Source organism: Lysobacter sp. 05T417 (genome assembly GCF_056396405.1).
Genome location: NZ_JBFTLK010000004.1, coordinates 133,479 through 152,578 on the forward strand (window position 1 = coordinate 133,479; position 19,100 = coordinate 152,578).

Sequence of the window (19,100 nt, forward strand, 5' to 3'; positions counted from 1 at the left end):
AGGAGGTGCGACTGGCGTGAACGTCACCCGAGACGAGCCCCTCTCCCGGTTGCGGGAGAGGGGTCGGGGTGAGGGTATTGCTTACTTGCGGTTGATCGACACCGCAGCGGCCTCGGTGAAGGCGATGCGCAGCATGTCGCCGACCTTGAGGTCCTTCAGGCGCGCCTGGTGCTCGGGCTTCTTGACGTCGAGGGTGACCACGTTTCCGCGCGGGCCCTTGACGGTGATCGTGTTGTGGACCGTATCGATCGCCTGGATCGGGGCCAGCACGGTCACCACCTGCGACTCGCCGTAATGCGGCTTGTCGCCGGTCTTGGCGACGTCCTTGTCTTCCTTGATGTAGGCGCCAGGTTCGGCGCTGCCGGCCGGCTGGATATCGACGGTGATCGCGTTGACGTAGTCGATCTGGACGGTGTCGCCCACGTGCACCTGGTCGAAGTTGCGCACCGTCTCATCGGCATGCACTTCGACCTGTTCGCCGGCCTGGTTCTCGATGGTGATCAGCCGCGACGGCGTGTCGATGTTCACGATCTTGCCGGTGGCCTGCACGTTCATTGCGACCGTCTCCCGTGGGCCGGTGTCGGCGGGAGTGTTGGTCGAGCAGGCGGTGGCCAGCGCTACGGTCAAGGCCAGGGGAAGGACGCGCGACAGGGAGGATGTCTTCACTACGGTCTCCATTGATTGCTTGGTAGGTGCGATCCGCAGCCCGCACGAAGGCCTGCGACCGGGAATGCAGCAGGTGTACCCCGATTCAGTCTGCGCAAAGGTAAGTGAAGGCCGGGTATGCCCCTTTGCCCGGAGGGGCCGGGTGTCGGTGCCGGGGACGGAAAACAAGAAGCCCCGCCGGGGCGGGGCTTCTAGCGTTCGACGCGGCGTGGCAGGGACGTGCCGCGCGGCGTGACGTCAGTGATGCAGCAGCACGTCGGCGATGATGCCGGTGGCGACCGCGATCAGGATGTACTTGCCGTCGTCGCTGCGCACCCAGCGGTGGCCGCGCGGCGGCTCGTGCAGGTGGTAGCGGGTGTAGTCGTCGACGTAGACGCGACGCTCGACGTAGACCACGCCGCGGCGGTAGTCCTGCTTGTGGTGCCCGCGGTGGTTGCCGCGGTCGTGGTCGTGGTCGTGATGGTGGTCGTGGTGATCGTCGTCGCGATCGTCATGGTGGTGACGGTCGTCGCCATGGCGGCCCTTGCCGTGGGCGGTGGCCGCCACTGGCGCAAGGAATACGAAACCAATCATCAGGACGGACAGCAGGCGCTTCATGGATTTCCCCTGTGGATTGCAGATGCGCTGCGATCCTACGTCGGCGGCGGATTCGGCAAGTCCCGCCCTTCAAGATCCATGACGGCCGTCGCCTTTCGCCGGCCAATCCCTTCATTCGCCCTTTAGGTAAGCGATTCCAGTGGCCCCAAGCGGCGGACCAGGGTCAGTGGAGAAAAGCCGGGGCGGCGCGCGGGGCCCAGTCCGCGCGCCGCTCCGCTGTCTCCCTGACGAGGAGGCGGCCAGTGTCGGCGCGTGCCGTCGCACCGGACGAGACACCCCGCCAGCACCGACTTCCGGCCCGCGCCGGGCACGACCGACCTGACCTACACTCGGGCCGGGGAATCCGCATCGCCGCGACATCGTCGCCACTTCATCGAACTGCATCGGAAAGGGGAAACAAATGAAGCTGCAACTCGCCATGGCCGTCACCGGCCTGACGCTCGCACTGTCCGCGGCACTGAGCGGACACGCCCAGGAACCTGCGAAGCCTGCCGTCGCCGTCGCGCAACCCGTCGTCCTCAAGGCCGCCCATCTGTTCGATGGCCGCAGCGGACGCATGACGTCGCCGGGCCTGGTCATCGTGCAGGGCGAGCGCATCGTCGCCATCGGCGCGTCGTCGCCGTTGCCGGCCAATGCCCGCGTGATCGACCTGGGCGAGGCGACGCTGCTGCCCGGCTTCATCGACGCCCATACCCATATCGCCTCCGACCACGATGACAACTGGGCGCAGGGTTTCTACGACAACATGCTGCGCTTTCCGGTCGAGCAGTCGTTCCATGCCGCGCGCAACGCCAAGGTGACGCTGGACGCCGGTTTCACCACGGTGCGCGAGGTCGGTGCGCCGGACTTCGTCGACGTCGCCCTGCGCAACGCCATCAACGGCGGCCTGGTCGAGGGCCCGCGCATGCTGGTCGCCGGCCATGCCATCGGTTCCACCGGCGGCCATTGCGATTCGTCACCATTCCCGCCGGAACGGGTCAAGCCCGCCGGGCCGCTCGAGGGCGTGTGCAACGGCGCCGAGCAGTGCCGCCTGGCCACCCGCGAGCAGATGAAGTTCGGCGCCGACGTGATCAAGATCTGCGCCTCCGGCGGCGTGCTGTCGGAAGCCGATCCGGTCGACGTGCCGCAGCTCACCCCGGCCGAGCTGGAAGCGATCATCACCGAAGCACACACCTGGGGCCGCAAGGTCGCAGCGCACAGCCACGGCGACCTGGCGGCGAAGCTGGCGGTCGAGGCCGGCGTCGACTCGATCGAACACGGCAGCTTCCTCACCACCCCGACCCTGCAGCTGATGAAGCAGAAGGGAACCTACCTGGTGCCCACGCGCATGACCCAGGTCTGGGTGCTCGACAAGGCCGACACCTACCCGCCGAAGATCGGCGCGAAGGCGCGCGCGGCCGGTGCGGCGCACCAGAAGATGTTCAAGGAAGCGCTCCGGGTTGGCGTGCTGATTGCGCTTGGCACCGATGCGGCGGTCTATCCGCACGGCCTCAATGCGCGCGAGTTCGGCGACATGGTCGACCTGGGCATGAGCCCGGCCGCCTCGCTGATGACCAGCAGCCAGGGCTCGGCGAAGCTGCTCGGCGTGGATGCGGAAACCGGAACGCTGGAAGTGGGCAAGCTCGCCGACGTCGTTGCCGTGCCTGGCAACGTGCTCGAGAACATCCGCGCGACCGAGCGGCCGTCGCTGGTGATGAAGCAGGGCAAGGTCATTCGCGGCGGGGAGTAAGCGCTTCCCCCTCCTGGCACCGCTGGCGCCCGTCCCTCCCCCGCAAAGGGGGAGGGATGCCGGACTCAGGCGCCTACGCGTACGCGCACAGCTTCCATGTCGCGCACCGGTCGCACTTCGATCGAGCCGACGCGGATCCACGGGAACGAATGCGCGATCTCCAGCGCCTCCTCGATATCCCGGGCTTCGATCAGGTTGAACCCGGCGAACACTTCCTTGGCCTCGGCGAACGGGCCATCGAAGATCGTCGTGCTGCCGTTGCGTGCGCGCAGCGACTTGGCGGTCACCGGTGCTTCCAGCTGCTGTGCGTCGAGCAGTACGCCGTTGGCGCGCAGTTCGTCGGCCTTGTGCAGGCAGCCGCGCATCATCCGGTCGAACTCGCCCTCGGGCAGTTCGTCCATCAGCTTGGGGTCGGTGTACACCATGAGCATGAACTTCACTGGGGCCTCCTGGCAGTGGGGATCAACATCGGGACCCTCATTGTGGCCGATCAGGCGCCGCACTCATGTGCCAAAGGCGATAGACGCGCGGCGACAGACACGCGGCGATAGACGAGCGATTCGCCCGCTGACGGGATGATTTCTCCCCCGATCAGTGACTTATCGCTGCCGCAATGTCTGCCTACTCTGTCCCTACCCCCGACGGAGCCGTACCCCCATGACGACGACCGCCAGAACTTCCCTCCTTTCCCGCTTCCTGTCCGCGATCCTGTCGCGCCTGTCCCGCCTCACGCGCGCGCTGGCATCACCCTCGGTCCGCAGCTTCGGAGCGATGGGCTGAGGGCCTGAATACGGACGAGCGCACCAGAGGCGGCCCTTCGGCCGCCGACGTTCCCGGTTACGATGCGGCGCTGACATCCGTGCAAAAGGATTCACGCGTGCCGCCGGTCATCGATGTCCGCAACCTCACCAAGACCTACGCTTCAGGGTTCCAGGCGCTCAAGGGCATCGACCTGCAGATCCGGCGTGGCGAGATATTCGCCCTGCTTGGCCCCAATGGCGCCGGCAAGACCACGCTGATCAGCATCATCTGCGGCATCGTCAACGCCAGCACCGGCACGGTCCTGGCCGACGGTCACGACATCGTCCGCGAGTACCGCGCCGCGCGCAGCAAGATCGGCCTGGTGCCGCAGGAACTGTCGACCGATGCCTTCGAAAGCGTCTGGGCAACCGTCAAGTTCAGCCGCGGCCTGTTCGGCAAGGCGCCCGACCCGGCCTATTTGGAGCGCGTGCTGCGCGACCTGTCGCTGTGGGACAAGAAGGACAGCAAGATCATGGCGCTGTCGGGCGGCATGAAGCGGCGCGTGCTGATCGCCAAGGCGCTGGCGCACGAGCCGCAGATCCTGTTCCTCGATGAACCCACCGCCGGCGTCGACGTCGAGCTGCGCCACGACATGTGGCAGATGGTGCGGCGCCTGCGCGAGAACGGCACCACCATCATCCTCACCACGCACTACATCGAAGAGGCCGAGGACATGGCCGACCGCATCGGCGTGATCAACCACGGCGAGCTGATCCTGGTCGAGGACAAGGCGACGCTGATGCGCAAGCTGGGCAAGAAGCAGCTGACGCTGCAGTTGCAGTCGCACCTGGAGTCGATCCCGCACGGCCTCTCGGAGTATCCGCTGGAGCTGTCCGAGGACGGCGCCACGCTGGTCTACACCTTCGACGTGCAGGCGCAGGAAACCGGCATCGCCGCCTTGCTGCGGCGCCTGCACGAGCACGGCATCGACTTCCGCGACCTGCATTCGAGCGAGAGCTCGCTGGAGGACATCTTCGTGACCCTGGTGCGCCAGGGCAGGGAGGCGCGCGCATGAACCTGCACGCCGTCCGCGCCATCTACCGTTTCGAGATGGCCCGCACCTTCCGCACGCTGATGGAGAGCATCGTCTCGCCGGTGCTGTCGACCTCGCTGTATTTCGTGGTGTTCGGCGCGGCCATCGGCGCGCGCATGGGCGAGGTCGACGGGGTCAGCTACGGCGCCTTCATCATCCCGGGCCTGATCATGCTGTCGCTGCTGAGCGAGAGCATCTCCAATGCCTCCTTCGGCATCTACATGCCCAAGTGGGCCGGCACCATATACGAGCTGCTGTCGGCGCCGGTGTCGTCGTTCGAGATCGTGCTGGGCTATGTCGGCGCGGCCGCGACCAAGTCGCTGATGCTGGGCACGCTGATCCTGTTGACCGCGCGCTTCTTCGTGCCGTACGAGATTGCCCACCCGTTCTGGATGGTGTGCTTCCTGCTGCTGACCGCGGTGACGTTCAGCCTGTTCGGCTTCATCATCGGCCTGTGGGCCGACAGCTTCCAGCGGCTGCAGATCGTGCCGCTGATGATCATCACCCCGCTGACGTTCCTGGGCGGCGCGTTCTATTCGATCAACATGCTGCCGCCGGTGTGGCAGAAGATCGCGCTGTTCAACCCGGTCGTGTACCTGATCAGCGGCTTCCGCTGGAGCTTCTATGGCATCTCCGACGTCAACGTCGTGGTCAGTGCGGGCGCGATCCTTGGCTTCCTGACGCTATGCCTGGCGATCGTGTGGTGGATCTTCCGCACCGGCTGGAAGCTCAAGAACTGAGCCTCGCAGCCTCCTGCCTCAGCCTCAGGTTTCGGGCGAACCGATCTCGCGCTGCAGCCAGCGGTCGATCATGCTCTTCTCGAAACGCAGGTAGTCGTTCGCCTGCACCGGGCTGGCGCCCATCATGAAACCGCTGTCGCTGAGCTTGCGTTCGCCCTCTGCCAGCACCTGGCCATCGGCGCCGGTGCGGCGGAAGGTCAGCGTCATCCGCGGCGGATAGATGTCGCGGATGATGCGCGTGTCATCGAGGTCGGGACCGTGCCAGCCCTCGTACATGCCGGCGCGGCGGATGTCGACGATGTCGACGTCCAGGCGCTCGCCCGACGGCAGGCGCTTCTCGGCGCTCTCGCGCAGGTGCTCGGCGAGCTGTTCGACCCAGTTGCCGCGCTTGGCCTCGTAGCGGTTGCCGCTGTAGCGGATGTCGCTGAAGGTGGACGGGTCTTCCCAGCGCACGTTGACCGGGCCCTGCACGGGCAGGGCGCGGGGCGCGTTGGGATCGGTGACGTTGCGCGTGCGCGCATCGGCCGCGCCGAACACCGCCAAAGACGCGGCAATCAGGGCCGAAGCGATAAAGACGGGCCGCAGGTTCATGGCGGGCTCCGGTAGCCGTACCGGCTGGTACACCGCGATTGTCTGCCTGCATCCGTGCGGCCGCCATGGGCGGCGCGACGGTCGTACAGCGGCGGTTGGCCTGGTGTGTCGGCGTCAGGTCAGGAACCAGGCCTCGATCGTGCCCTTCATCTTCACCGTCATCGGGTTGCCGCGACGATCGAGCGCCTTGCCGATCGGCAGCCGCACCCAGCCTTCGCTGATGCAGTACTCCTCGACATTGGTGCGCTCCACGCCGTTGACGCGGATGCCGATGCCACGCTCGAGCAGGGATTCGTTGTAGTGGGGGCTGCGCGGGTCGTTGGAGAGGCGGTCGGGCGGGGCGGTGTCGGTCATGGTGTCGTGGTCCGTTCTGGCTGCTGCCACGCGGCACGGGCCGCGCGGGGCCACAAGGATACTTGGTTGCGCCCGGCGCCCTGCCGTCAGCGTGGAGCGGGTTACTTCAGGACGTATCCGGCCAGGCGCCAGGTTCCGTCTTCGTCCTGGCGGAATGAGATCAGCTCGTGGCCGGCGCGGTTGCCCGCGAACAGGGTGTCGAATTCGACGTTGGCGTAGGTGCCGGCCGGAAGCTGCTCGGTGCCGGGCGTCGAGTGGCGGCTGACCACGGTCCAGCGTCGGGCCATCGTCGCCCCCAGCGGCTTGCGCTGGGCGGTGACGGAGTCGGTGAACTTCTTGCGGTCGACGCTGCGCTTGGCCACGGCCGAGGCGCCGTCCCAGACCTCGGCGGCGCGGCCGGAGTCGATCAGCTGCGCCGCCTGCAGGCCGGCAGTGGCCAGGCTGTTGGGGTCGATGTCGCGCGCCGGCGCCGCCTTCTGGGCCAGGGCCGGGGCGAACGCGGCCGTCAGGGCCAGGCACAGCAGGGCAGTGGGCATCCTCGGGGCATTCATCGGCGCGGGCTCCAGGCGGGGCGTGCAGGGGTGGCCTGAGTATGCGCAGGCCATGCCGAGGCGCTGTGAAGCGGGGCGGACGCGCGTCAGGGGTGCTCGCCGCGGCCCTGCAGCTTGGCCACGTGGATGACCGCGCGGACCTTTTCGCGGTCGGTATGGCGGGAAATCGCGACCGCGCCGAGTGCGATGGCGCGCTCGCGCAGTTCGGCCGGGACGTCGTAGTGGGCGCCGGAGGTCTTGTCCTGGAAGGCCCGGCGCGGGATCTCGAGCCGGGCGGCCATGGCGTGCAGTTCGTCCAGGGTGTCGGCCATCAGATGGGCCCAGCGCCGGCCGCGCCAGAGATGAACAGCGTCGTCGACGTAGACCGTCATGGCAGGGGCTCAAGGGTCATCGGGGGGCCTCCGGAGGGGTGATCTGGCCGGTCTGTGAACACAATTGCATCTCCGGCATTGCTTTGCGACGCAATAGCGTCTAACGTTTGCCGCGCTGAGTTAGCCAAGGGTCACCGTGAATGTGGCCCGATGTAGATCAAGATTCACTCCATCGTTGCACCTCGTTTTCTCCTTGCAACCAGCCTCACGTCGCGAAAGCGGCAAATTCACCATGTTCCAAGGAGTTAACAAAATGTCGAACCGTGAAACCGGTACCGTCAAGTGGTTCAACGATGCCAAGGGCTTCGGCTTCATCAGCCGCGAGAATGGCGAGGACGTTTTCGTCCATTTCCGTTCGATCCAGGGCTCGGGCTTCAAGTCCCTGCAGGAAGGCCAGAAGGTCACCTTCACCGTCGTCCAGGGCCAGAAGGGCCTGCAGGCCGACGCTGTGCAGGCGGTCTGAAGACTGACATCGTCGCGGCGCTCACGCGCTGACGAGAGAAAAACCCGGCCTCGGCCGGGTTTTTTTTTGCCCCGCATCTTCTTCGGGTGTGTCGGGCTGCGGCAAGGCGCCGTCCGCCGGGTCGGGGATTCAAATGCCCGGTCGTCATCTCAAAGCCGTCATTCCCGCGAAGGCGGGAACCCAAGGACGTTGCACGCGATCAGGGCAGGTGGCGCGGGACCCTGGCCTTGAGCAGGCGGATCAGGTCGGGGTCCATGAACTCGTAATCGTCGGGGATCTCGAGGCAGATCACGCGCTTGTTCGCCAGGTGCCGTCGGAACTGCGTGGCGAGCTTGCTGCGATGAGCGCGCTCCATCACGAAGATGAGGTCGGCCCACGCCACGAGTTCGGGCGTGAGCGGGTTGTCCGCGCCGATGTTGAGCCCGGCCGACGCGCTTTCGATACCGGGCCAGTCAGCGAAGACCTGTTCCGCGGTCGGGCTGCGCAGCCGGTTCTGGCTGCACAGGAACAGGACCTTGCAGGTGCTCAACCCTTCGCCACCCGCACCATCTTGGCCATCAGATGATCGATCGCCGAGCCGACCGAGGTGCAGCGGCCCATGTGCACCGGCGAGGTCTGGATGATCGAGCTGCGCCTGGCGGTCAGCCAGTGGAAGCGCGCGCGCTGTGGCAACTGGCCAATCGGACCGCTGCCGGGACCGCCGGCGCAGATCACTTCGATGGCGGCGAGGTGCCGGCGCACGGTTTCAAGATCGACCAGCGGGTCGACCGCGAGCAGCCGCGCCTCGTCCAGCTCGATCCGCGCCTCCAGGAACTTCGCGCCGGCACACGACACGATGATGCCGACGTTGACGAACTCCTCGCGCTCAACGCGCGGGACCACGCGGATGACCGAGTAGTCGTAGGTATCGGGGCGTTGCGGGTCAGGCGCGTGCATTGACGGCCTCCTCGACGAAGCGCTGGCGCTGCGCCAGCCGCTGCATGAAATGCTCGACGTAGGCGGCGCGATGTTCAGCCGGATCGGCGGGCGTGTCGGCGCCGGCCAGCCAGGCATCGGGCACCATCGCCATGATCGACGCGAAGCCCTCGCGCGTCAGCTTCGGCGCAAGTCGCGCATCGGCGCCGGCGATGTCATCGGCGCGGGCCAGCAGCACGTGTTCGCGGATCATCGGGAAGGCGCTGCCGGCGTGGCTCGGCGAACCGTCCCAGCCGTGATGGAAGTACAGCGCGGCACCGTGGTCGATCAGCCACGGCTTGCGATGCCAGACCAGCAGGTTCGGGTTGCGGAAGCTGCGGTCGACATTGCTGACGAAGGCGTCGAACCAGACCACGTCGGAGGCGAACGCGCCATCGACCTGCTCGGCGACCGGATCGAAGTTGACCGAGCCGGGCAGGTAGTCGAGGGCGAGGTTGAGGCCGGCGCTGGCGCGGATCAGCTCCTGGATCTCGGGGTCGGGTTCGGTGCGCGCCAGTTCCGGGTCGAGATCGACGAACACCAGCTCCGGAATCGGCAGGTCCAGTGAGCGGGCGATCTCGCCTGCCACCAGTTCGGCGACCAGCGCCTTGGGGCCTTGCCCGGCGCCGCGGAACTTCAGCACGTACAGGCCGTCGTCGTCGCCTTCGATCACTGCAGGCAGCGAGCCGCCCTCGCGCAGCGGCGTGACATAGCGGGCGGCATGGATGGATCGCAGGGGCATGGAGTACAGCCGATGAAAAGCTGCGACAGGTTACCCGCAACCCGCTGCAATGGTGCGGCGGGTCAACAGCCGCGCATCACCAGGTGTCTTCGAGCATCCGCGGCTGGCACGCCAGCCAACCGCCGACCAGCAGCACCGCCAGGCACACGCCGAGGAAGGCGAACGGCCAGCCCCAGCCGTGGGTCATTTCATGCAGCAGTCCGAACAGCAGCGGCCCCAGGCAACTGAGGCTGTAGCCAACGCCCTGCATGAAGCCCGACAGCTTCGCCGAGCCCACCTGCGAACGCGTGCGCAGGTTGATCAGCGTCAACGACAGCGGGAACGTGCTCGGCCCCAGGCCAAGCAGGGCGACCCACAGGAACGGTGCCGCCATCGGCGCCAGCAGCAGGCCGGCGAATGCGGTGACATACGCGACAGCGCAGGCCACCACGATGGGATAAGGGTTGGCCACGCGCACCGCCACCGCCGGCAGCACCAGCGCGCTGATCAGGCCGAGCGTGGAGAACAGCGCGACCATGCTGCCGCCCAGCGCCGGACTGCCGCCGGCCTCGACCAGCAGCTTGGGCAACCAGGTGAACATCGAGTAGGTGATCAGCGAGGTCATGCCGAACATCAGCGCCAGTCCCCACGCCACCGGCGAGCGCGAGACGCGACCGGTGACGACAGGGGCGGCCAGTTCCGGCGCCGCATCGCCTGCGGTCACTGCGCAGTCGTGCGCGTAGGCCAGCGCATGGGCCTGGCGCGAACGGCCAAAACGCTCCATCCACAGCACCGCGATCCACGGCAGCGCCGCCGCCGCCGCGATCAGCGACCAGCCACCCAGCGACGCGCGCCAGCCCACGCTCTGCGCGAGCGGTACCGCCAGCAGCGCCGGCAGGATCGTGCCCAGCTGCAGCACGGTGATGTAGAAGGTGCTGACCGTGCCAACGCGATCGGCGAAGTAGCGCTTCACCAGTGGCGGCAGCACCACGTTGCCCATGCCCATGCCCGACAGCGCCACGGCCGAGGTCAGCAGCAGCATCCAGGTGTCGCCGACAAAGGCGCGCGCGAACAGGCCCAGCGTCGCCAGCACCATCGCCAGCAGCGCGGTGCGTTCCAGGCCAAGGCGATGGGCGATGCCGGGCGTGGCGACGCCGAACACGGCGAACGCGGCGGTCGGCACCATGCCCAGCACGCCGGTCATGGTCGAACCGAATCCGAGCGTCTCGCCAAGGCTGTCGAGCAGCGGCGTCAGCGAGGTCACCGCGGTGCGCAGGTTGAAGGCCGACAGCACGATGCCGGCAAGCACCAGCGTGCGGTCGCGCAAGAACGGGCGCGCGATCGGCAATGCAGTGGGGGTAGCAGTCACGGGCGGCACCTGTTCGAGCCTGCAACGACAGGCGGGGGGATGGCTGGCACGTCCTCGGGCAGCGGTTCCGTGCAGCGACGGAAGGCGAAGACAGTGCGGCAGGAAAGTCTGCGCGCTGCCTGCGGGTGAAACCAGCCGCGATCCGGCAACGCTGGGTTCCATGGTACTGGCGAGCGCCGATCGAGGCGAAGGCATTGGCGCATGACGACACATCCAGCAACGTCGCGAGCACGCCCGCTCCGGCGGCCACGGGCCGGCCTCACCCGCCGGGGCGCAGCACCTGGGCCGCCCCGGCGCCCGGGCCGTTGGTCATGGTGGCCCTTGGCGCCCGGGCTGCCTAAGATCGGCGGACTCCATCTGGTAGAGCGTCCATGAAGTTTCCTGCCGTTTCCCTGCTGGCGCTGTCGATCGCGCTGGCGGTCAACCCTGCGTCGGCGGCCAAGCCGTCCGCACCGACCTTCGATGCCAAGCGCCTGTCCAACGACGTGAAGGTGCTGTCTTCCGACGAGTTCCAAGGCCGTGGCCCGGCCACCGAAGGCGAGGTCAAGACCGTCGACTACGTGGTTGCCCAGATGAAGGCCGCCGGCCTCAAGCCCGGTGGCGACCTCAAGGACGGCCAGCGTGAATGGACCCAGGCCGTGCCGCTGGCCCGCGCCGAGATCACCGGTGCGCCGCAGTTGTCGGTGAAGGTTGCCGGCAAGTCGCAGGCGCTGACGCAGGGCGACCAGATCGCAGTGCGCGCCGCGCAGGACGGCTCGAGCGCGGTCGACATCGCCAACGCGCCGCTGGTATTCGTCGGCTACGGCGTCAAGGCGCCGGAGCGCAACTGGGACGACTTCAAGGGCGTCGACCTGAAGGGCAAGATCGCCGTGGTCCTGATCAACGATCCGGACTTCGAAAGCGGCCAGGGTGACTTCGGCGGCAAGGCCATGACCTACTACGGCCGCTGGACCTACAAGTACGAAGAAGCCGCGCGCCAGGGTGCACTCGGCCTGCTGATCGTCCACGAAACCGCGCCGGCCTCGTACGGCTGGGCGACGGTGAAGAACTCCAACACCAACACCATGTTCGATGTGGTCCGGGACCAGCCGGCGTCGGTGCACCCGACCATGGAAGGCTGGATCCAGCGCGATTTCGCCGCCGCATTGTTCAAGAGCGCCGGCCAGGACTTCGACGCGCTGAAGAAGCAGGCCGCCACGCGCGAGTTCAAGCCGGTCGTGCTCAAGGGCGCGACGCTGTCGGCCAAGTACGACGTCAAGCGCGAAGTGATCACCTCGCACAACATCGCCGGTCGCATCGACGGCACCAAGCGTCCGGACGAGACCGTGATCTACAGCGGCCATTGGGACCACCTCGGCGTCGGCCAGCCCGATGCCAAGGGCGACACCATCTACAACGGCGCGGTCGACAACGCCACCGGCATCGCCGCGCTGCTCGAGCTGGCCCGCGGCTTCGCCAAGGCGCCGGCGCCGGACCGTTCGGTTGTGTTCCTGGCCGTGACCGCCGAAGAGAAGGGCCTGCTCGGTTCGGAGTACTACGCCTCCAAGCCGCTGTACCCGCTGGGCAAGACCGTGGCCGTGATCAACATGGACGCGCTCGACCCGCACGGCCTGGCGCGCAACTTCACCACCTCCGGCAGCGCCAAGCAGGAGTTGCTGGACCAACTGGTCACCACCGCCAAGCAGTGGAACCTGGACTACGTCACCGATCCCAAGCCGGAAGCCGGCCACTTCTTCCGCTCCGATCACTTCCCGTTCGCCAAGCGCGGCGTGCCGGCAATCTCGTTCGGTTCGGGCAACGACCTGGTCGACGGTGGCCTGGAAGCGGGCAAGAAGATGGAAGACGAGTACGTCGCCGACCGTTACCACCAGCCGGCCGACCAGTGGGAAGCCAGCTGGACCTTCGCCGGCATGGCCCGCGACCTGCAGTTGCTGTACACGGTTGGCCACGACCTGGCCGATTCCGACCGCTGGCCGAACTGGGATGCAGCCTCGGAATTCCGCGCGGCACGCGACGCGACGGCGGGCGACCGCAAGTAACGCCTGGCTCCCTCACCCGCAGCGCGGAAGAGGGCCAGTGTGACGGCAAGGGCGAAGCGAGAGCTTCGCCCTTTGCCTTTCAGGAGCCCGCTCGCCTTCCAGGATCAACCCAGCTTGCGCGCCGCCGCGTACGACAGCAGGTTGCCCAGGCCGGTCATGCCCAGCAGCACGGCAACCACGCCGGGGGTGATCTCGGTCCAGCCGAAGGCTTCGATCAGGGCGAAGCCCACGCCCAGCGCGACAAACAGGATGCCCCAGCGCAGCGAGGTGTGGCGGCGCTGCTGCGCCTCGGCCTGGACCAGCGTGCGGATCAACTCTTCCGAGCCGTTGCCGGCAATGAGCTTGGCGCGGGTGCGGGCATCGACCACGATCTTGATGGCGTAGGTGATGCAGATGAACAGGGTGATCGGGATCAGCAGCTCGAAATTCATGGCAGCTCTCTTGGTCTGGTGGTGTCTGGTGGTCGGGAAATGTTTCGGGTTCAGGCCATCAGATACGGCCAGGCCGGGCCCGGTTGCAGCCGGTCGCGGCCATCTGCCCGGAGCGATCGTTTGCAACCATCCGGGCCCCGGGCGTATCCACATACCCATGACGGGTGGATTTCAGTGACTGAAGACGACCGCAAGCTGGTCGAGGACGTGCTGGGCAATGTGCCCGGCGCGTTCGAGCGCCTTGTGCGCGAGTACCAGGGTCTGTGCTGGCACATCATCCAGCGCATGGTCCGCCAGCCCGAGGACACCCGCGAGCTGTGCCAGGAGGCGTTCCTGCGCGTCCACCAGTGCCTGCACCAGTACCGCGGCGAGAGCGCGCTGAAGTCCTGGATCGGCCAGGTCGCCTATTCGGTGGCCAAGCGCCACCTCGAAAAGCGCCGCATCGCCATTGCCGACAGCGGCGATGACGACGACGGCCTGTCGCTGCTGGACCAGGTCAGCGACGGCTTCGATCTGGAGGGCGCCTGTGCCGACGCCGAGATCGCCGCCGGCCTGCACGAGGAAATCGAGGCGCTGCCGCCCTTGCAGCGCACCCTGCTGACGCTGTATCACCTGGATGAAGTGCCCATCGTCGAAATCGCCCGGATCACCGGGCTCGCCGAGGGCACGATCAAGAGCCATCTGTTCCGGACCCGGGCACGCCTGCGCGAACGCCTGCAAACCCGGATGGGAGCCATCGCATGAACACCCCCGACGACCGCGCGCCTGACCACCGCAACCCCCTCGGCAGCCGTCGCCTGCCTGCCGACGCCCAGCGCATGGAGCGCGAATGGCAGGCGCAGGAACGCGCCCTGGACCAGGAGCGCCGAGGGGTGCCGCTAGACGCCGCCGACCCGCGCGTCGGCGAGTACCGCCTGATCGCCCGCGCCCTGCGCGCCCCGGCCATGGAGCCGGTGCCGCACGACCTGACCGCGCAGATCGTGCGCCGGGTCGAAGCCGCACAGTCCCTGGGCGAGCGGGTCGAAGGCTGGCTGCTGAGGATCCTGGTCGCGGTGCTGGCGCTGGTCGCCCTGGGCGCTGTGGCCATCTGGGGGTCGGACTGGGCCTCGGCCTTCGTCGGCCTGTGGCCGCAGCCATCGCCGCAATCGGCGGCCTGGGGCGGGCTGCTGCTGGCCTGCCTGGCCGCGTCGCTGCTGGCGCAGTGGGGCGGGCGCTGGCTGGGTCAGCAGGAGCATGGTCACCCTGCCTGATGGGCATTGCGGCCGGTAGGCCGCCGACCTAGTGTGACCGCTCACCCTGGCGGTTGGCGTTGGCTCTCCCAGCCCACCACCGCCCGGGCATGCGAGGCCTGCCATGAACCGTTTCCTCGTCAGGGCCGCGCTCGCGGTTGCCGTCTGCGCCGCGCTCGCGTCATGCCAGAAGCAGGCCGACCAGGCCGCCAGCGCGCCCGCGGCCGCGCCTGCCAGCAGTGCCCCCGCACCCGCCCCGATCCCCAGGCCTTCGGCCACCGAACTCGAGCAGCTTGCCGAGCGCCTGGTCACCCAGTCGGCTGCGGTCAAGGACGGCGAGATCGTCCTCGTCAGCGGCCGCAGCCAGGACGCCGAACTGGTCGAGAACATCGCGGTGCAGGTGCGCAAGCAGGGCGCCTTCCCGCTGGTGACCTACAGCAGCGATCGCATGTCGCGGCGCTTGTTCTTCGATGTCCCCGACAAGTTCGACGCGCAGCAGGACAAGCTGGCGATGAAGATCGCCGACATCGCCGATGTCGTGATCGGACTCAACAACGGCACCAACGAAAACCTGTTCGAAGGCGCCGACCCCAAGCGAATGGCGGCACGCGCCAAGGCCGACGAGGCCGTGAACCAGGCCTTCCTCGACAAAGGCGTGCGCATCGTCGAGGTGGGCAACAACCTGTACCCGACGCCATGGCGCGCCGAACGCTACGGCCTGACCGAAGCGCAGCTGGCGGATGTGTTCTGGAAAGGTCTCAACATCGATTACCCGCAGTTGCAGAAGCGCGGCGAGCAGATCAAGGCGACGCTCGAGGCCGGCAACGAACTGCACGTCACCAACCCCAATGGCACCGACCTCACGCTACAGGTGAAAGGTCGCCGGATCCTGGTCAGCGACGGCATCATCTCGGCCGAAGACGAAAAGGCCGGTGGCCCCTCACTGGCGGCCTACCTGCCCGCCGGCGAGGTCTACATGACGCCGGTACCGGGCAGCGCTCAGGGCAAGGTCGTGCACACGCGCAGCTACTTCCGCGGAAAACCCATCGACAACCTCACCCTGACCGTCGCCGGCGGCAGGATCACCGGCATGACCGGCGATGGTCCGGGCTATCCCGACTTCAAGGCCGAATACGACGCCGTCGCCGATGCGCGCAAGGACCAGTTCGCCTTCATCGACTTCGGCATCAACCCGAACGTCGCCTTGCCGGCCAACAGCACCGTGGGCACGTGGGTGCCAGCGGGTGCGGTCACTGTCGGCACAGGCAGCAACTCCTGGGCCGGCGGCGACAACTCGGTGCCGTACGGCATCGTCGCATTCCTGCCGGGCAGCACCGTCACCCTCGATGGCAAGCCCATAGTAGAGAAGGGCGTGCTGAAGCTCTGACGGCACCGCCAAAAGAAAATCCCTCTCCCTGGTGGGAGAGGGACGGCCGCGAACGCAGCCAGCGAGAGGGGAAGCCCCTCACCCCTTGATGCACACCACCTGCCGCAAGGTGTGCACCACCTCCACCAGCGAGCCCTGCGCCGCCATCACCGCCTCGATGTCCTTGTAGGCGGCTGGCGACTCGTCGATCACGCCCGCGTCCTTGCGGCATTCCACGTGCGCAGTTGCCTCGCGGTGCTCTTTCAGGGTGATCCGCGCACGCGCGGCGGTACGGCTCATCACGCGGCCGGCGCCATGGCTGCAGCTGTGGAAACTGTCGGCGTTGCCCTTGCCGCGAACGATGAAGCTGCGTGCGCCCATGCTGCCGGGAATGATCCCCAGCTCGCCCTCGCGCGCGCTGACCGCACCCTTTCGGGTGACCAGCAACGACTCGCCATGGTGCTGCTCGCGCTGCACATAATTGTGGTGGCAGTTGACCGCCTGCGCATCGAGCTGGAACTTGGGCAGGCGATGGCGCATCTCGTGCAGCACCCGCGCCATCATCGCCTCGCGGTTGGCGCGGGCGTAGTCCTGCGCCCACGACACCGCCTCGATGTACTCGTCGAACAGCGGCTCGCCCTCGAGGAAGAAGGCCAGGTCGCGATCGGGCAAGTGGAAGCCGAGCACGCGCTTCTCCAGCTCGCGACGCGCCAGCTCGATGAAGTAGGTGCCAATCATGTTGCCGGTCATCGGCCCGCAGCGTGGTGCGCACCGCGGCCATGCCACAGCCGATGTCGACACCGACCGCGGCCGGGATGATTGCGCCGCGCGTGGGCACGACCGAGCCGACGGTGGCGCCGATGCCGAGGTGGACGTCGGGCATCACCGCGACCCACGGGCCCACGAAGGGCAGGGTGGCGATGTTGCGCAGCTGCTGGCGCGCCTGGTCCTCGACCGGCACGCCGTGCACCCAGCCCTTGATCGGCGTGGCCGAACCGGGTGCGTGCAGCAACTCGTAGTCATGTTGCGTGTTCATGGTTCCTTCCTATGGATGAGAATCCATGCGGCCGGATCCTTCCGCCCGCATGGAGCTTACTGCTTGATGCTCACCAACTGGTTCAGCACGCCATCCAGGCCGCCGAACACCGTCAGCTTGTCGACCTTCTCGGTCACCTTCTCCAGCGCCTCCAGTTCCTTCAGGCGCATCAGGACCGGGCTCTCCTCGATCAGGCGCGCGGTGTTGAGCAGGGAGCGCGTGGCGTTCGCCTCCTCGCGACGACGGATGACGTTGGCCTGGGCCGACTTTTCCGCCTGCACGACCGAGTTGAGGATGTCCTTCATCTCGCCCGGCAGGATCACGTCCTTGACGCCGACACCGAGCACTTCGACACCGAGCTCGCCGACGCTGCCGCGCACGTAGCCGAAGATGTCGGCGTCGAGCGAAGCCTTGTCGCCGAGCAGTTCGTCCAGCGTCTTGGCGGAGATCGCCTTGCGCAGGCCGTACTGCAGCTCGCGGTACACGTAGTCGCCGTACTTGGCGACCCTGGTACGCGCGGCCACCGGGTCGGTGACGCGGATGCTGGCGGCGAGGTTCACACGCAGGCTGACCTTGTCGCGGGTCAACAGCTCCTGCCCGGAAACCTCCAGCGACTGCACGCGCAGCTCGATGGTCTCGACGGCGACGTTCTTCTGGAAGTTCCAGAAGGCGTAGGCACCGGCGCCGAGCGTGCGCTGCAGACGGCCGTCGACGAACACCAGGCCCGCCGACTCTTCCGGCACGACCAGCGACACCGCCACACGCTCGAGCGAGCCGAGCTGACGCAGGCGCCTGGCGACGCCGGCATCGACCTGCAGGCTTTCATCGATCGACACCGCCTGAACCTCGATCGCGACAAGCTCCTTCCAGTACAGCTTGCGGCTGCCCGGCGCGAGCACGTCTTCGAGCTTGCCGTTCTTCATCACCAGGCCGACCTCGTTCATGCCGAGGTTGGCCAGGACGAAATGCGCGGGCAGGTTGTCGCCGAGCGCCGCAATCAGCGCATCGGTGTCGTTGCCGGTGTACTCGGCGCGGGCGATGCTGTGCACGACGATCCCGACCCGCGCGAACGGGTCGAACCAGCGGTACACGCCCGGCGCGAGCACGCCTTCAAGCTGACGGTTGCGATACACCAGGCCGCGCTCGCCGTCACCGATCACGACCCTCTTGGTCCAGAACATGGGTGTTCCTCCTTGTTGGCTCTGGTGGTCCGATCCGCAGTGATGGCACGCGCGATGGATCGGTTCCCGCGCGTCGCATTGGCTTCTCCCGCTTGCGGAAGAAGAAAGAAGTTGGAAACACCCCTACGCCGATGCCGCGGAGTTCCGCGCGCTGCCAACGGGGCGGTCGCAGGTCGCGCAAGCAGCATGCTGCAGGCCCTGACCGGCGACCGGCCCGTCTCGAGGACGCGGGCCCGGCGACATCACCGCTGCGGCGTTCGTTGCACGTCGCGCACTGGGCGCGACGCCCGGCGAAACACCGCAGGGGGCGTTTCCTGTTTGGGCTTGCGCCCGGTATTGACGACGTAAAAGGTCGTTTTTTGGAGCGGGATTTGAACCCGCGACTCTCAGCTCCCTAAGCTGATGCTCTACCCATCTGAGCTATCCAGTGGTGGACGAACCGGAATCGAACCGGTGGCCAACGGCATGGCGCCGCTACTCTGCCTCTGAGCTACCGTCCGCTCGAGAAGCAACGCTTCCTGGATTCCCGGCATACGCCACGGCACAGCCGCGCGCACCGGACGGGCGCGGCCTTCAAGCCGCGAACCCGTGCCGCTGGAAATCCATTCGTCGATGCTTCGCATTGATGCCTGTCGCCAGGCACCAATTCATTGGCAATGCATCCCCCACCGCCCGTGCCGAAGCATCCCGGCACAGCGCTACGCGCCTCAGCAGTGTTCCCTTCCTCGGACCAGCATGTCCGGATGCTTCGGGACGCGATGCACCGCGTTATCCGTGTCTCCTTCGCTTTTGCGAACGACAAAAACAAAACGCCCCCGGGTCGTGGAACCCGAGGGCGTTCGCTTGCCTCGGGAGATCGGGGTCGCCGATCTCCCATG

The 19,100-nt window shown here is 67.2% G+C and carries 22 protein-coding genes, 2 tRNA genes and 1 pseudogene; 9 read left to right on the plus strand and 16 right to left on the minus strand.

From position 1 onward, the window contains the following. Positions 1–81 precede the first annotated feature (81 nt). Complete coding sequence (locus AC1DER_RS08460) at positions 82–666, minus strand: hypothetical protein (protein WP_477357857.1); 585 nt, start codon at positions 664–666, stop codon at positions 82–84. Between the two features lie 237 nt (positions 667–903). Then, positions 904–1,263, minus strand: a complete 360-nt coding sequence (locus AC1DER_RS08465; protein ID WP_477244626.1) for an RcnB family protein — start codon at positions 1,261–1,263, stop codon at positions 904–906. 400 nt (positions 1,264–1,663) lie between these two features. Between AC1DER_RS08465 and AC1DER_RS08470 the strand changes: the two genes are divergently transcribed. Continuing rightward, on the plus strand, positions 1,664–2,992 hold the full coding sequence (locus tag AC1DER_RS08470; RefSeq protein WP_477244624.1) for a metal-dependent hydrolase family protein: 1,329 nt from the start codon (positions 1,664–1,666) through the stop codon (positions 2,990–2,992). Between the two features lie 65 nt (positions 2,993–3,057). On the opposite strand, the gene AC1DER_RS08475 is transcribed toward AC1DER_RS08470, so the two are convergent. After that, positions 3,058–3,423 carry a YciI family protein gene (locus tag AC1DER_RS08475; RefSeq protein WP_441816674.1) on the minus strand — a complete coding sequence of 122 codons (366 nt, stop codon included), beginning with the start codon at positions 3,421–3,423 and terminating at the stop codon, positions 3,058–3,060. 226 nt (positions 3,424–3,649) lie between these two features. Here AC1DER_RS08475 and AC1DER_RS08480 point away from each other — a divergent pair, with 226 nt between their 5' ends. The 3 genes from AC1DER_RS08480 (at position 3,650) to AC1DER_RS08490 (ending at position 5,566) form a co-directional block, all read left to right on the plus strand. Continuing rightward, complete coding sequence (locus AC1DER_RS08480) at positions 3,650–3,772, plus strand: hypothetical protein (RefSeq protein WP_441816460.1); 123 nt, start codon at positions 3,650–3,652, stop codon at positions 3,770–3,772. A 97-nt stretch (positions 3,773–3,869) separates the two neighbouring features. Beyond that, positions 3,870–4,808 carry an ABC transporter ATP-binding protein gene (locus AC1DER_RS08485; protein ID WP_477244621.1) on the plus strand — a complete coding sequence of 313 codons (939 nt, stop codon included), beginning with the start codon at positions 3,870–3,872 and terminating at the stop codon, positions 4,806–4,808. Next, positions 4,805–5,566, plus strand: a complete 762-nt coding sequence (locus tag AC1DER_RS08490; RefSeq protein ID WP_477244619.1) for an ABC transporter permease — start codon at positions 4,805–4,807, stop codon at positions 5,564–5,566. The genes AC1DER_RS08485 and AC1DER_RS08490 overlap by 4 nt, the downstream gene beginning before the upstream one ends. 24 nt (positions 5,567–5,590) lie before the next feature. Here AC1DER_RS08490 and AC1DER_RS08495 read toward each other — a convergent pair whose 3' ends face one another. The 4 genes from AC1DER_RS08495 to AC1DER_RS08510 form a co-directional block, all read right to left on the minus strand. Next, positions 5,591–6,157: a DUF3016 domain-containing protein gene (locus AC1DER_RS08495; protein WP_477244617.1), complete on the minus strand. Its 567-nt coding sequence runs from the start codon at positions 6,155–6,157 to the stop codon at positions 5,591–5,593. Between the two features lie 114 nt (positions 6,158–6,271). Further along, the gene (locus AC1DER_RS08500; RefSeq protein WP_477244615.1) at positions 6,272–6,511 is read right to left on the minus strand and encodes a DUF3297 family protein; all 240 of its coding nucleotides are present in this window, start codon (positions 6,509–6,511) and stop codon (positions 6,272–6,274) included. 101 nt (positions 6,512–6,612) lie between these two features. Beyond that, complete coding sequence (locus AC1DER_RS08505; protein WP_477244613.1) at positions 6,613–7,047, minus strand: DUF4019 domain-containing protein; 435 nt, start codon at positions 7,045–7,047, stop codon at positions 6,613–6,615. A 101-nt stretch (positions 7,048–7,148) separates the two neighbouring features. Beyond that, a complete protein-coding gene (locus AC1DER_RS08510) occupies positions 7,149–7,433 on the minus strand; it encodes a DUF4031 domain-containing protein (protein WP_441816466.1) in 285 nt (94 codons plus the stop codon). A gap of 253 nt (positions 7,434–7,686) precedes the next feature. Between AC1DER_RS08510 and AC1DER_RS08515 the strand changes: the two genes are divergently transcribed. Next, positions 7,687–7,896 carry a cold-shock protein gene (locus tag AC1DER_RS08515; RefSeq protein WP_158732419.1) on the plus strand — a complete coding sequence of 70 codons (210 nt, stop codon included), beginning with the start codon at positions 7,687–7,689 and terminating at the stop codon, positions 7,894–7,896. Positions 7,897–8,095: 199 nt separating this feature from the next. Here the strand turns inward: AC1DER_RS08515 and AC1DER_RS08520 are convergent, their stop codons facing one another. The 4 genes from AC1DER_RS08520 to AC1DER_RS08535 form a co-directional block, all read right to left on the minus strand. Next, positions 8,096–8,425: a low molecular weight protein tyrosine phosphatase family protein gene (locus AC1DER_RS08520; protein WP_477244610.1), complete on the minus strand. Its 330-nt coding sequence runs from the start codon at positions 8,423–8,425 to the stop codon at positions 8,096–8,098. Further along, positions 8,422–8,832, minus strand: a complete 411-nt coding sequence (locus AC1DER_RS08525; RefSeq protein WP_441816468.1) for a DUF3037 domain-containing protein — start codon at positions 8,830–8,832, stop codon at positions 8,422–8,424. The genes AC1DER_RS08520 and AC1DER_RS08525 overlap by 4 nt, the downstream gene beginning before the upstream one ends. Then, entirely contained in the window at positions 8,819–9,586 is a 768-nt protein-coding gene (locus tag AC1DER_RS08530) for a HipA family kinase (protein WP_441816675.1), read from the minus strand. Before AC1DER_RS08530 ends, AC1DER_RS08525 begins: the two co-directional genes overlap by 14 nt. Positions 9,587–9,668: 82 nt before the next feature. Then, on the minus strand, positions 9,669–10,898 hold the full coding sequence (locus tag AC1DER_RS08535; RefSeq protein ID WP_441816676.1) for a CynX/NimT family MFS transporter: 1,230 nt from the start codon (positions 10,896–10,898) through the stop codon (positions 9,669–9,671). A gap of 413 nt (positions 10,899–11,311) precedes the next feature. Between AC1DER_RS08535 and AC1DER_RS08540 the strand changes: the two genes are divergently transcribed. Further along, complete coding sequence (locus AC1DER_RS08540) at positions 11,312–12,979, plus strand: M28 family metallopeptidase (protein WP_477244608.1); 1,668 nt, start codon at positions 11,312–11,314, stop codon at positions 12,977–12,979. Positions 12,980–13,083: 104 nt separating this feature from the next. Here the strand turns inward: AC1DER_RS08540 and AC1DER_RS08545 are convergent, their stop codons facing one another. After that, complete coding sequence (locus AC1DER_RS08545) at positions 13,084–13,410, minus strand: hypothetical protein (protein WP_477244606.1); 327 nt, start codon at positions 13,408–13,410, stop codon at positions 13,084–13,086. A gap of 174 nt (positions 13,411–13,584) precedes the next feature. On the opposite strand from AC1DER_RS08545, the gene AC1DER_RS08550 reads away from it, so the two are divergent. From AC1DER_RS08550 to AC1DER_RS08560, 3 genes are all read left to right on the plus strand, one after another. After that, on the plus strand, positions 13,585–14,154 hold the full coding sequence (locus AC1DER_RS08550) for an RNA polymerase sigma factor (RefSeq protein WP_441816471.1): 570 nt from the start codon (positions 13,585–13,587) through the stop codon (positions 14,152–14,154). Continuing rightward, on the plus strand, positions 14,151–14,660 hold the full coding sequence (locus AC1DER_RS08555) for a hypothetical protein (RefSeq protein WP_477244604.1): 510 nt from the start codon (positions 14,151–14,153) through the stop codon (positions 14,658–14,660). Before AC1DER_RS08550 ends, AC1DER_RS08555 begins: the two co-directional genes overlap by 4 nt. A 103-nt stretch (positions 14,661–14,763) precedes the next feature. Beyond that, positions 14,764–16,026: an aminopeptidase gene (locus AC1DER_RS08560; RefSeq protein WP_477244602.1), complete on the plus strand. Its 1,263-nt coding sequence runs from the start codon at positions 14,764–14,766 to the stop codon at positions 16,024–16,026. 78 nt (positions 16,027–16,104) lie between these two features. Here AC1DER_RS08560 and AC1DER_RS08565 read toward each other — a convergent pair. From AC1DER_RS08565 to AC1DER_RS08580, 4 genes and pseudogenes are all read right to left on the minus strand, one after another. Further along, positions 16,105–17,041: pseudogene (locus AC1DER_RS08565) on the minus strand (RtcB family protein). Between the two features lie 56 nt (positions 17,042–17,097). Beyond that, positions 17,098–18,222: a slipin family protein gene (locus AC1DER_RS08570; protein ID WP_477244600.1), complete on the minus strand. Its 1,125-nt coding sequence runs from the start codon at positions 18,220–18,222 to the stop codon at positions 17,098–17,100. Positions 18,223–18,582: 360 nt separating this feature from the next. Next, positions 18,583–18,648 (minus strand) — tRNA-Pro (locus tag AC1DER_RS08575). Positions 18,649–18,650: 2 nt separating this feature from the next. Then, positions 18,651–18,721, minus strand: a tRNA-Trp gene (locus AC1DER_RS08580). Positions 18,722–19,100: the final 379 nt, after the last annotated feature.